This is a genomic window from Levilactobacillus brevis ATCC 14869 = DSM 20054 (genome assembly GCF_001433855.1).
Taxonomy (GTDB): domain Bacteria; phylum Bacillota; class Bacilli; order Lactobacillales; family Lactobacillaceae; genus Levilactobacillus; species Levilactobacillus brevis.
Genome location: NZ_AZCP01000006.1, coordinates 1 through 12,140 on the forward strand (window position 1 = coordinate 1; position 12,140 = coordinate 12,140).

The window sequence follows — 12,140 nt, forward strand, 5'->3', positions numbered from 1 at the left end:
AAGTGCTCCGTGACAACTTTTAAAGTATATCATGTCGTCCAAATCATGTCAACATCTTTTTAAAACTTTTGAATATATATTCAACCAGGTGGCTGAGATATTCAGATGCTCGATGCCTTTCGACAACATAAATCATTGTATCAGTTGCTGTTTGACGCGTCAAGCATTATTTTCAAATTGTATGACTATTCAGCAATTTGTTTTTTATGCATTTCTGTCGTTCACAGCAACAGGTAATATCTTACCAAGCATCCCGTCTTAGGTCAAGGGAAAAATGAAAAAAATAAAGGCCCCTCTTTAGGAGGAGACCTTTTCTTGATCTAAACGTCGTGACGCTTCCGCTTTCCAACCGGATAGTCGGTCCGCAATTGGTTTAAAACCAATGTTGATTCGATGATTCGTCCAATAGTGTCGATGCTGATGTGGTAATGTCTCCTGATTAAAGTCAACATGTTCCAAACACCTTAACGACAAGCTAATCTTACCTGTAAACTCATCGATGTCTAAAATAACAACATCCACCTCTTGGTTAACTGCTAGATAATCATGGATATCCTTAACATAGCCACAATGACATTCTGAAATATGAATCAGTCCCTGGCGATGACCGCCAAGACTGACAAAGGCCCCATAAGGCTGAATTCCGGTAATATGGCCGGTCACCCGTTGGCCAATCTGAAATGCCATGCTACCGTCCTCCTTCTTATAGTAGGTTTTTGATTAGTCATTTTCTTGAATCGTCACTTTATCCATTGTTACAGGCATTGCTGGCTGATCACTAGCATCCGTCTTGACCTGAGCGATGGCATCGACAACATCCATTCCCGAGATCACTTGACCAAAGACTGTGTGGCGGAAGTCCAACCATGGCGTACCACCATTCTTATAGGCATCAACGATTTCATCAGGGAAGCCAGCATCCTTCATTTGGCCTTGCATTTGTTCAGTCATGTCCTTATCTTGCACAATAAAGAATTGACTACCGTTAGTATTCGGGCCAGCATTGGCCATTGACACGGCACCACGCAAGTTATAAAGCTCTTGTGAGAACTCATCTTCAAATGGTTGTCCCCAGATACTTTCGCCACCCATCCCAGTACCAGTTGGATCGCCACCCTGAATCATAAAGTTAGGAATGACCCGGTGAAAAGTTAAGCCATCATAGTAACCAGCCTGAGCGTGGGTTACAAAGTTTTCAACCGTCTTTGGTGCTTGTTCGGGGAACAGCTGTAGCTGAATAGTCCCCATCGATGTCTCAATCGTGACTTGTGGGCCCCTGGCGTTAGCCAAATCAATTTGTGGAAACTTTGTCATAATTATCCTCCATATCTTTTCAAACACTATCTTTTATCTATTATCACCGCCAGTCAACAAAAATGCAACTGACGCGGTCGGTGTTATACTGAAATTAATTAACTAATAAAGGAGATCCCTCATGGCAAAACCAGCAACTGCTTTAAAACAACGTACTATTGATCTACTCAACCAGCGCGGTGTCAATTTAGAAGACATTGCCGACCTGGTTATTTTCTTACAAAAAAACTTCATTAAAGACTTGAGTCCTGAATTAGCCTTGGATAGTGTCCAAACCGTCCTAAGCAAACGAGAAGTTCAAAATGCCATTATCACAGGTATCCAACTAGATATTGCAGCTGAAAATCACACACTCTTGGAACCCCTTCAAACCATTGTTGAACGTGATGAGGGTCTTTACGGTGTTGATGAAACCATGGCGCTATCCATCGTCGATATCTATGGGTCAATTGGCTTTACCAATTATGGTTACATCGACCGGGTTAAACCGGGAATCCTAGCCAAATTGAATGCCCATGAACCCGGAATCATTCACACTTTTTTAGATGATTTAGTTGGAGCCATTGCTGCCGCAGCTGCAGCACGATTGGCCCATGACGATCAGGGGGAACAAGATACACCCTTTAAGTAATTCTCATAATTTCATTAAGCTTCACTGATTCTGCTGACAGTGAGGTGTCTTCTGACTTACACTATGGTCACTAAATTAAAATGTATAAGGAGAACCTTAATGGGATATTTAATTGATTTTGTCCTTCACATTGACAGTCACTTGGTCAATATCGTCAATACCTTTGGCGGCTGGACCTATATCATCTTGTTTGCCATCATCTTTATCGAAACTGGTGCGGTTATCTTACCATTTCTACCGGGTGATTCGTTGCTCTTTGCCGCTGCAGCTCTAGCGGCTAATCCCGCTTATGGCCTAAATATCTGGCTTTTTAGTGGTCTATTCTTACTCGCAGCTGTTGCCGGTGATTCCCTTAACTTCTATCTTGGTAGCAAGGCGGGCGCCGCTCTGTCGAATCATTCCTGGTTTGGCCGTCTGATTAATAAAGACAAACTGGCTCAATCGGAAGCGTTCTTCCGTAAACACGGGCCCCTCGCAATTTTCCTAGGCCGCTTCATGCCAATTATTCGGACATTCGTTCCGTTCACTGCGGCGGGCTCAAAGTTTCCGTATGGCCGCTTCTTAACCTACAACGTTAGCGCTGCTATCACTTGGGTCTTTATCTGTTCCGGTGGTGGGTACTTCTTTGGTAACATTCCGTTTGTGAAAGAACACTTCTCCGCAGTTGTTCTGGGAATTATCATCATTTCACTGATTCCAGCCATCGTTGGTTGGCTAAGAGGTCGACACCCTGCAACGCCCAATCGCGTTCCTGAAGACGACTAAACCTATTCTCCACGCCAAGTCATTAGGACTTGGCTTTTTGTTTACGCCCATTTCCATCTAATAATCAGCGCTTCCGCCACCTATAGTTTATGTGTTTCAAGATAAGTAATCTTCTGGGCCAAAAGATTATCTGTTTTCTCCAGTTGCCGCATCTTTTCTTGAACGGTTTGCCGATAACCTTTTAGATAGTCTACTCGGTCTTGCATGCGGGCCTCTTGCACCCCCATCAAACTTTTAACAGGAACGCCCATCTCTCGTAGTAATACAATGACTTTAATCCACTCAACATCTTCTGCCGTATACTCCCGGTAATTATGAACATCCCGGCTAATCGGTCCGATAATCTTATATTCCTCATAATAACGAAGCGTTGCTTTAGATATCCCCACCATTTCAGCCGTCTTTTCTGCCGAATACACCGTTTTAACTGTCATTAGAAACTCCTTGCTATCAAGTTTACTTGATAGTTTAGAATCAATTTACATTCAAATCAAGGAGATCTTCTTATGACTAATAAAAAAGTGGCTGTCATCATTGGTGGTAATTCAGGCGTTGGTAAACGAACTGCCCTTGATCTGGCACGACAGGACGTAAATATCATTATCGTTGCTCGCAATACCAACAAGGGCCAGCAGGTTGTACAATCGATACGGCAACAAACTGGTAACTCTGATATCCAATTCATAGCGGCCGATCTGACCACTGAGTCCGCAGCGGCATCCTTAGCCAGCCAACTGGCTCTGCGGTTAGATCGCATCGACATTCTCGTCAGTTCCTTAGGTATTTTGACAACTGACCAGCAACTAACGCCCGACGGTTACGATCAAAATTTTGTTTTGAATTACTTGACTCACTTTTGGCTCATTAACGCCCTTCTCCCTTTAATCAAAAATTCTGCACAAGGACGAATTCTATTAATTGGGGCACTGCCAATCATTGTCCGTCGTTTAACCCCCACTTCACCGCAACCCGTCCCGAGTAGCTCTTCTTATAGCGGGTTGACCGTCACGAGCAACGCACTGGTTGGACGACTGTTACTAACAAGGAAACTAGCCACGATTCTTCAAGGAACAGCTATCACCATTAACATCTTCCATCCTGGAAACGTCCCGGACTCCAGTTACGGCACTCAGTCGACTGGCTGGCTTTTACGATTGTTTGGCCCCTTAATAGCCCAACTATCCAAGAAAAATCAACCAATCGGTGCTCGCCTTGCTACCGCCCCAGAGTTAGCCTCCGTAACGGGCCAATTCTTCAATGAATCCGGGAAAGTTATTCGATTACCGCAACAATTCTCACCAAGTCTAACCACTGATTGGTGGCAAACTAGTTGTAAGCTAACCTCCCAACCACTCAACTACTAATAGTCCCTTCTGACCAGCAAAACTTACTTTTTAGTTCCTATGCCACTTTAAAGTGGGTACTTCCGGTAATCACCATTTCGCTGTAGTATCGTGATACTATCAAATTGCAGGAGGCCTTTCCCATGATCACAAGCTTAACTGACCGCATCACTTTAAATAATGGTACCCAAATCCCCGGTCTAGGATTAGGGGTTTTTAAAATTGATAATACCACTACGGCAACAACCGTTGCTTCAGCCATTCAACAAGGGTACCGGCTCATCGATACTGCCCAAATTTATGGCAATGAGACCGGGACCGGAGCAGGTATTCAACAAGGACTAGCCGCAACTGGCTTACAACGTGCCGATCTGTTTATCACCTCCAAGGTTTGGAACGCGCACTTAACTTATGATGAAACCATTACTGCTTTTAACGATAGTCTCTCTAGCTTAGGGCTCGACTATCTCGATCTATATTTAATTCATTGGCCTGGACACGATGCCTACCGCGATGCTTGGCGGGCATTAGAAGACTTATATCGAGCGGGTAAAATTAAGGCCCTTGGCGTCAGCAACTTTGAACCGCATCACTTGAAAGACCTGCTCACCTTTGCTAAGGTTATGCCAGTTATTGACCAAGTCGAACGGCACCCTAAGTTAAACCAGGCGGCACTACGCACGTTCACAGCCCACCATGATATCAAGTTGCAGGCGTGGTCCCCACTCATGCAAGGACAGATTTTAGACAATCCCGTTCTACAGGAGATTGCGGCCAGTCATCATAAGACAGTCGCTCAAGTCATTCTCCGCTGGGATATTCAACAAGACATTCTGCTTGTCGTTAAATCGGTTAAGCCGAAACGCCTCGCTAGCAATGCCGCCGTCTTTGACTTTAAGTTATCGCCTGAAGATATGCAGCGTATTGACGCCCTCAATGCCGACTTACGCGTGGGACCCAACCCTGATGAATTTGATTTCTGACCTAGGAGGTTACATCAATGGATTTACATTTAACCGGAAAAACAGCGCTTATTACGGGATCTACTAAAGGTATCGGCAAGGCCATTGCAACTGAACTGGCTCGTGAAGGGGCCGATGTCATTATTAATGGTCGCCAAGCTTCGGTCGTTGAGCACGTCGTACAAGAACTCACTACGGCCTTCCCAACGACCCATCCCCGTGGAATTGCTGCCGACATTGCCCAGTCGGCAGACCAGCAAAAACTCTTTACGCAAGTCCCACAAGTTGATATTCTCATTAACAATATGGGAATCTTTGAGCCTATGGCCTACCAAGAAATTACCGATGACGTTTGGCGTAAATTCTTTGACGTTAACGTTTTAGCGGGTAATGCCTTAGCTAAATTTTATCTTCCCAAAATGCTAGCTCAAGACTTCGGTCGGATTATCTTTATCGCCAGTGAAGAAGCCATCATGCCTTCTGGTGAAATGCCACAATACAGTATGACCAAGTCCATGAACCTCTCCTTAGCTAAAAGCTTGTCAAAATTGACCGTTGCGACACACGTTACCGTGAATACCATCATGCCAGGCTCCACCATTACCGAGGGTGTTCAAACTATGTTGAACACTATGTACGCTGACAGTGGTCTACCACGAGACCAATGGGAAGCTGATTTCATGAAGAACCATCGTTCACGCTCCCAAATTCAACGCTTGATTCGACCAGCTGAAATTGGTCGATTTACTGCCTTCGTAGCCAGCCCAGATGCTAGTTCCTTTTCCGGTGAGGCCTTACGTCTAGATGGTGGATTGGTGCCAACAATTATGTAAGGCACTAGTCCTATAGCTAGTTTTTTTGGTTGACTTGGCTTGCCACTCATGCGATACTAGTCGAGGTGCCAAACCACGGTGAGGGTACGCGATCGGCGCGCAAGCGTTCCGAAGGTCGCCGCACCTCACCATTGCAGCATAACGGTCAAACGTTGTGCTGTTTTTTTGTGAATTTTTTTCTACATAATAAAACTAGGAGTGCCCCGCGTCATAGGGGTCACTCCTAGTTTTAATTTGACTATTCAGTTCGATTTTGCAGTTTAGAATGGCGCAAACCATAACCAAAGTAAACCCCAACTCCCACCAAGAGCCATAGCCCCACGGAAATCTTGGTCACGTTCGGCAACATAATAATAAAGTAAATGCTGGCTACCCCAGCCAAAATAGGTAGAAATGGGTACAATGGCATCTTAAAGCCATGATTTTCAATATCGGTTCGTCGCCGCAAGGGAATGACCCCAAAGGAAATAAAGGCAAACGCCAGCAATGTTCCCGCATTAATGAGCGAAGCCAATTCTGTCAGCGGCACCAGTCCCGCAAAGAACGCCTGCACAACCGTTGCAACAATAATGGCATTCTTGGGCACGGCACGCTTAAAACTAATCTCACCCATACGAGCCGGTAACAAGCCATCGCGCCCCAACGCATAAACCAGCCGAGAACCGCCAAAAAACATGGTAATCATCGACGTAAAAATACCGATTAATGCCCCAATGGTAATCAACTTATTCCACGTATTCAAGTGAATAAGTTGTAACGCATAGGCGGCCGGATCATCCACATTTAGTTGCCGATAATTAACAATCCCCGTCAGAACTAACGAAAAGGCGACGTATAAGATAACTGATACGACAACGGTTCCTAAAATACCCCGAACAACATTTTTCTCCGGTTCAATTGTTTCGGCTGAGTTAGCGGCCAGCGCATCAAACCCAATAAAAGCAAAGAAGACAGTTGCCGCGGCCGTTGAAATCCCACCTAGCCCCCACGGTGATGTTCGGAACTTTTGCGGATAAAATGGGACATAGTTCGCCGACTTAATGTAAAATACACCAACTACAATAAATAATATAATAATTGCGACTTTGATGACCACCGCCACATTCTCCACGCGTTTAGATAGCGTCGTCCCGTGAACAATAATGAACGCCACAATGAGCACAATCAGCGTTGCTGATAAATTGATCACGCCACCTTCCATCGGCCCTGCCTGCAAAGCTCGCGGCAAGTTGAAACCAACAGCGTGTAAAATATTATTATTAAAATACGCTGCAAACCCGGTTGCTTCGGCGGACACCGCTAGAAAATATTCCAAAATCAAGGCCCATCCTAGAATCCAGCCCACAATTTCGCCATAAACGACAGAACCAAATGAATAGGCTGATCCAGCAACTGGCATCGCTGAGGAGAATTCAGCATATGCCATCCCAACAATTCCAGAAACCAGTGCGGCGAGTAAAAAGGCCACAGCCACGGCGGGACCAGCGTGCAAGGCCGCCTCATGCCCAGGAAGAATGAAAATCCCCGTCCCAATCACGGCACCAATTCCTAACGCTACCAAATCACGTGCACGCAGCGTCTTGGATAACCGAGCATCTGCTTTCAAATATGTTGCAATTGACTCTTTTTTAAATATGTCTTTCATAACCCACCCCTATAAGTAATCATTCTGCCACGAATCTTTTAACTGTAATCTAATTAAGTTGCCATTTCAACCCCATTTTATGGTTAATTCCCCTAATTAGCAAATAGCGTTGACCGTTTAAGACCATGAACCCCCAAATTCTCAAAAAAAATGACGTGCCCCGTTAAGGGACGCGTCATTTCCTTTATGCAATTAATCTCGTCGTTTCAGCTCATACCAGCCGTAGCCACCAATACCTACAAGGATGAGAAGTACCCCTCCAACTACTTGTAGACCTTGACTGGTCGTTCGTTGCTCACCGGTCTGTGGCAGGCTATGTCCACTAGCATAAACCGCACCATTACTGTGACCCATTCGATGTTCCGTTCCCGTGCTTGACGGCGTCATCCCGGTCGACATAGTCCCAGTTGGGGCACCTGTTCCCGTCGAAATCGAACCATTCGTAGTCGCTGTTACCACGTGTTTAGGTGTCACTCGGCTTGACGGTGCTACCTTTGGCTTAACGGTTGCTACCGGCGTGCTAGGCGTCTTAGGATGTCCCGGCTTGGTCGTAATAGGCGTACCTGGAGTCGTCGGATGCTTTGGCATCGTTGGTGGTACCGTTGGTTTTATCGGCTTAGTTGGCTTTACCGGTGGTGTCACACCAGGCTTGGTTGGAGACGTGACACCCGGTTTTGTCGGCGGTACCGTGGTTCCTGGATTTTCGGGTTTCGTCGGTGGCGTGGTCCCCGGATTGCTGGGTTCCGTTGGATTCGTAGGGGTGCCAGGCTCCGTCGGCTCAGTTGGTGTAGTCGTTCCCGGATTACCCGGCTCCGTTGGATTCGTTGGATTTTCCGGTTCTGTTGGCGTTGTCGTCCCTGGATTCTCTTTTAAGGGATCGTCTTGCGCCGTTACACTCACCGCGGCCGTCTGATTAGCAACAATCGTAAATGTCACTGGTTTTTCGCTCACTTGATACCCGCTGGGTGCAGCCGTTTCAATAAACTCATACGCACCTGGCTCTAATTTTTCATACGTAATTTTACCCTGTTCGTCTGTCTTTAATCCCGTTGCAACGACCGTTCCGTCGGCCTTTTTCAACGTGTAAACCGCACCCGCTAAGACCTTACCTTCTGGGTCAGTTTTGGTTAATACAACTGAACCAGTGGCCGTGTCTGGCTGCGTACCACCACCAGTTGCACTACCGCCCCAGGCAATAGTAGAATCACTCTTTTGACCATTAAACGTAACAGAGTTTTCCCAACCATTTTGATCAAAATTCGTTGGTGTTGTGTCATAGGTTACTCGAGCAGCATTGGTCACACCGGGAACCGTGATGGTTAGTTGACTACCACTAACCGCTACACTAGGCGTTACATTTGACGAGCCCACAAAGACGCCAGTTGGCATCAACTGCCCCCGTTCTGCAGTGGCCGAGCCCTCAATATACGTTTGGCCGGGTCCCATGGTATCAGTTAACACCGCGTCATTTGCATCTTTACCGGCTTGTGCAGCATAAATCGTCCATCGTAATTTGGTCGGTCGCCCTTGCGCATCTGACTCAAGAATAATGCCTTGCTTTGCGATCTTATTACTCTGCGCATTATTCCCAGAACTTTCACCAGCCTTAACCGCGAAATTCAAGGTACCGGCACGGTTGGTCGCCGGCGCAGCTAACGCATTCGTAAAGGTAATAACACCGCTTGCTTCTCCGGCCTTAATCGTGAAAACCCCAACTTCTCGACCAGTGTCATCTGGAATTGAGATCACCATATCGCTGGCCGCATAAACACCATTCGGGAGGGAAACCACTGCTGTATCACCACTAGTTATTGGTATCCCATCCTTAATCGCCCATTTATAACTTACCTTATAGCTTTGACCGACTGTCACATTGGTAATAGGGGTCCCATCAAAATTCGTTAACTTAGCATCGCTCCCCTGTAATCCAACGGTTGGAACCGTATCAGCTTGAGCCGACATACTTTGCGTCAGAAATCCTCCTGCTAACAAAAAAGTCAACGCGACAAGCAAGCTCCACAGAACTGTGCGCGTTTTTCGTCTCATGTTAACACCTCCTCCAAAAACAAAACCGACAACTTATTTCCTAACGCTGCCCACACTATACGCGAAAATGATGGGCTGTCAGTAAATAACCCATTCGAATGGTTAATTTTAGCTAGTTCGTGCCCCAAACTAGCTAATTTCACGTTAAGTTCGTTTACAAGCGGATTCGTTGCGGTTCCACCGTTGAAGCGGCTTCGCTATTCTATAGTTAAGAAGCGATGGCCGTTCATTGATTCAAGACAAAAAGATGAAACCTAGTAGCCAACTAGACTTCATCCTTCATTATGGTGCTTTCTATTCCGCTCAATACTTTTGTTTCGCCCTAGTCAAGGTTAGCTGGGAGCATCATCAAGTGACCACGTTAATTCGCCTTGATAGTTTCCAGCCGTCGCGCCACTATCGATTGAAAGAAACATCCCTGTTTGGTGGTCCCAATCATCGGTAACGCCATAAACATTATGGTTTTTTGCCTGTTTTTTAGTCGTTTCGTGCGTCACAATTGGCGTCATTTCCTTTTCAATTGGTAGCTTTCCTTCGCGAGTCGCATAGACTGGCTTGCCACGTAAATGATCGCCTGCTTCGTTAATAAAGGCCGCAGCTTTCACACTCAAGCGCCATTTAGAACCAGCGCCTCGTGTATCTTGCACAGACAATTCCCAACCATCACCACGTTTTAATTCCTGGCGTTGACCAGTCAGTTGTTTCGATTCAAACGACACGTCACTAGGTGCCGTTAATTCTAAACAGCCTGAACAAGAAATCGTCACCTCTTCTGCATTTGACCGTAACTCACCAGAAGTCGCCACAACTTCAATGACATTATTACCCTTTTGTAATTGGTTAGCTTGCAACGTAACCTTAAACGTCCCATCTTCAGCAACTTTGACCGGTTCTTTTTGAACCTTGCCGTTGATCGTTACGTGCACCCAAATTGGCTCGTCATGTGCAAGGGAGGCAGCACTATCTAAGTCAACTTGACCGGTAATGGTGGTTGACTCGTTGACTGGCAGTGAGAGATGTTGATCGCTTGTGACCGTTAACGTTAATTCTTGACTGGGATTAATGACAAAATCAGGTGTCGTTAATTCACCAATCATCACGTTAGACGTGTATTTACTAGTTGTGCTCGCGACCTCACGCCGGTCTTTGACCGCGGCGGCGCGACCCGTAAATCGAATACTAGCCGTGGCAACATCCTTATTTAGCTTCTCTGCCAAGAAGACATTAATTGACTGGCCTTGACGATCATCAAGGGAAATATTTTGCACTTGCCCATTACTATACGTGACTTCGGCCTTATCATAATCAATATCCGTAGGGAGCTTTAAGTAGCTTTGAATATTCGCCCAGTTAGCTTGCTGCCCATCTTGATAGTTGAACTGATAGGATAGCTCGAGCTTATCCTTGGCAAAGACTTCATCCCCCGCCTTAACTTCCTTCTTCCGCGTAAGATTTTTTAGTGTTGTAGTTGTCTTACCGTCGATAAGATCTGGTGTTTTTTCGAAGACAACAAACTGATTTGATGCTTGACCAGAAGACGTTGTCCCCGTGAACCCCCATCGTGCTTTACCTGTTCGGTCTGGATCAATGAGGTTTACATTAACATCTACTGTTTGTTGTTGCCCAGTAAGTTTTTCTCCTGTCTTAGGGTCCTTGTCATCAAAGATGTACGTCATCTGGCCGTATGAATCATTTTCATGGTTAGCCGGTTGCCACTTAAACGTGACATGCCGCCACTCACCATTCGATAAAAACTTAGTTTGTCCACGAATACCATCATCAATTAATCCTTGATGCAACATGCCATAATAGTAATTCATATTATTAGCCGGCGTATGTCCACTTCCAAACCATCCTGAATCTTTATATCGCTCGTATGTTTCTGGCTTTGCTGCATAGTTAGAAGCGATATGCTCAATATGTTTGGAAACCAGCACATCGAATGAACTAACTTTTTGAGCCGCATACTTTCCTTTTTCAACATTCGCGTGCGTATCAAATTCCACGGCCCAAGCATTTTGCATGGCGGTCTTCGCAAGCTCAGTTAATTTGGACTGATACCTATCGACATCTGACGCCCAAATACCCAAACCTTCTCCTGGAACACTACCATACTCGTCCAATTCTGGCATCGCGTTAATACCTCGCGAATCATTATGCAAAGAAAATGCCATACCCTCACCAGACTTTCCACGCTGATTACCAAAGTATAACCACATGGATGCCGTTTGAGGTTCATTTAGATTAAATTCACTACCACGTTTGGACCAAACCGATGCGTACTCACTTATGTGCCGCGTCATTGATACCACCTGTGCTTCTGGCGTATCTGGATTATTTCCATTTACGACTTCAGCTCTACTTTTATTATCATTATTTGTTTTTTCAGTCGTCACGACTGAATCGTCCTGATTCATCACAATTCCTAACGGTGCTGTTTCTAATGCTTTCTTGTAGTCAGCAGGGTTAATCGTTCCCATATCCGCTGCCTGAGCAGTCATGCCACCAGTACCGACGGCCATCAAAATCGCCCCAGCACATATCCACTTCTTTAACACCTTCATCCCTCCGATAATTAAGTCATTTTATTTTCAAACGTTC

General features: G+C 45.7%; 11 protein-coding genes. 5 read left to right on the top strand and 6 right to left on the bottom strand.

The genetic code is table 11. The features are described from left to right. Positions 1 to 297: 297 nt before the first annotated feature. Positions 298 to 687, bottom strand: a complete 390-nt coding sequence (locus tag FC61_RS10720; RefSeq protein WP_011667910.1) for a CvfD/Ygs/GSP13 family RNA-binding post-transcriptional regulator — start codon at positions 685 to 687, stop codon at positions 298 to 300. 33 nt (positions 688 to 720) lie between these two features. After that, positions 721 to 1,314, bottom strand: coding sequence for a peptidylprolyl isomerase (locus FC61_RS10725; RefSeq protein ID WP_035464177.1), 594 nt, complete (start codon positions 1,312 to 1,314; stop codon positions 721 to 723). A gap of 121 nt (positions 1,315 to 1,435) precedes the next feature. On the opposite strand from FC61_RS10725, the gene FC61_RS10730 reads away from it, so the two are divergent. Together FC61_RS10730 and FC61_RS10735 are read left to right on the top strand one after the other, a co-directional pair. Continuing rightward, positions 1,436 to 1,945 carry a phosphatidylglycerophosphatase A family protein gene (locus FC61_RS10730; protein WP_011667912.1) on the top strand — a complete coding sequence of 170 codons (510 nt, stop codon included), beginning with the start codon at positions 1,436 to 1,438 and terminating at the stop codon, positions 1,943 to 1,945. A gap of 99 nt (positions 1,946 to 2,044) precedes the next feature. Next, complete coding sequence (locus FC61_RS10735; protein ID WP_011667913.1) at positions 2,045 to 2,710, top strand: VTT domain-containing protein; 666 nt, start codon at positions 2,045 to 2,047, stop codon at positions 2,708 to 2,710. A gap of 80 nt (positions 2,711 to 2,790) precedes the next feature. Here the strand turns inward: FC61_RS10735 and FC61_RS10740 are convergent, their stop codons facing one another. After that, positions 2,791 to 3,144, bottom strand: a complete 354-nt coding sequence (locus tag FC61_RS10740; RefSeq protein WP_021741093.1) for a MerR family transcriptional regulator — start codon at positions 3,142 to 3,144, stop codon at positions 2,791 to 2,793. A gap of 72 nt (positions 3,145 to 3,216) precedes the next feature. Here FC61_RS10740 and FC61_RS10745 point away from each other — a divergent pair, with 72 nt between their 5' ends. The 3 genes from FC61_RS10745 (at position 3,217) to FC61_RS10755 (ending at position 5,848) form a co-directional block, all read left to right on the top strand. Further along, positions 3,217 to 4,074, top strand: a complete 858-nt coding sequence (locus tag FC61_RS10745) for an SDR family NAD(P)-dependent oxidoreductase (protein ID WP_021741092.1) — start codon at positions 3,217 to 3,219, stop codon at positions 4,072 to 4,074. Positions 4,075 to 4,196: 122 nt separating this feature from the next. Next, a complete protein-coding gene (locus FC61_RS10750; protein WP_021741091.1) occupies positions 4,197 to 5,036 on the top strand; it encodes an aldo/keto reductase in 840 nt (279 codons plus the stop codon). A gap of 17 nt (positions 5,037 to 5,053) precedes the next feature. Then, a complete protein-coding gene (locus FC61_RS10755; protein ID WP_021741090.1) occupies positions 5,054 to 5,848 on the top strand; it encodes an SDR family NAD(P)-dependent oxidoreductase in 795 nt (264 codons plus the stop codon). A 238-nt stretch (positions 5,849 to 6,086) separates the two neighbouring features. On the opposite strand, the gene FC61_RS10760 is transcribed toward FC61_RS10755, so the two are convergent. The 3 genes from FC61_RS10760 to FC61_RS10770 all read right to left on the bottom strand — a co-directional run bounded on the left by FC61_RS10760 (position 6,087) and on the right by FC61_RS10770 (position 12,103). Continuing rightward, complete coding sequence (locus tag FC61_RS10760) at positions 6,087 to 7,493, bottom strand: APC family permease (protein ID WP_021741089.1); 1,407 nt, start codon at positions 7,491 to 7,493, stop codon at positions 6,087 to 6,089. Between the two features lie 192 nt (positions 7,494 to 7,685). Further along, positions 7,686 to 9,539, bottom strand: a complete 1,854-nt coding sequence (locus tag FC61_RS10765) for a SpaA isopeptide-forming pilin-related protein (RefSeq protein WP_042516658.1) — start codon at positions 9,537 to 9,539, stop codon at positions 7,686 to 7,688. A 332-nt stretch (positions 9,540 to 9,871) separates the two neighbouring features. After that, positions 9,872 to 12,103 carry a WxL domain-containing protein gene (locus FC61_RS10770; RefSeq protein ID WP_021741105.1) on the bottom strand — a complete coding sequence of 744 codons (2,232 nt, stop codon included), beginning with the start codon at positions 12,101 to 12,103 and terminating at the stop codon, positions 9,872 to 9,874. Positions 12,104 to 12,140 lie beyond the last annotated feature (37 nt).

Bases quoted from the DNA above. Each gene is read 5' to 3' on its own strand.
- FC61_RS10725 (WP_035464177.1), bottom strand. From the start codon at position 1,314: ATGACAAAGTTTCCACAAATTGATTTGGCTAACGCCAGGGGCCCACAA.
- FC61_RS10755 (WP_021741090.1), top strand. From the start codon at position 5,054: ATGGATTTACATTTAACCGGAAAAACAGCGCTTATTACGGGATCTACT.
- FC61_RS10765 (WP_042516658.1), bottom strand. From the start codon at position 9,539: ATGAGACGAAAAACGCGCACAGTTCTGTGGAGCTTGCTTGTCGCGTTG.
- FC61_RS10770 (WP_021741105.1), bottom strand. From the start codon at position 12,103: ATGAAGGTGTTAAAGAAGTGGATATGTGCTGGGGCGATTTTGATGGCC.
- FC61_RS10740 (WP_021741093.1), bottom strand. From the start codon at position 3,144: ATGACAGTTAAAACGGTGTATTCGGCAGAAAAGACGGCTGAAATGGTG.
- FC61_RS10735 (WP_011667913.1), top strand. From the start codon at position 2,045: ATGGGATATTTAATTGATTTTGTCCTTCACATTGACAGTCACTTGGTC.
- FC61_RS10730 (WP_011667912.1), top strand. From the start codon at position 1,436: ATGGCAAAACCAGCAACTGCTTTAAAACAACGTACTATTGATCTACTC.
- FC61_RS10760 (WP_021741089.1), bottom strand. From the start codon at position 7,493: ATGAAAGACATATTTAAAAAAGAGTCAATTGCAACATATTTGAAAGCA.
- FC61_RS10745 (WP_021741092.1), top strand. From the start codon at position 3,217: ATGACTAATAAAAAAGTGGCTGTCATCATTGGTGGTAATTCAGGCGTT.
- FC61_RS10720 (WP_011667910.1), bottom strand. From the start codon at position 687: ATGGCATTTCAGATTGGCCAACGGGTGACCGGCCATATTACCGGAATT.
- FC61_RS10750 (WP_021741091.1), top strand. From the start codon at position 4,197: ATGATCACAAGCTTAACTGACCGCATCACTTTAAATAATGGTACCCAA.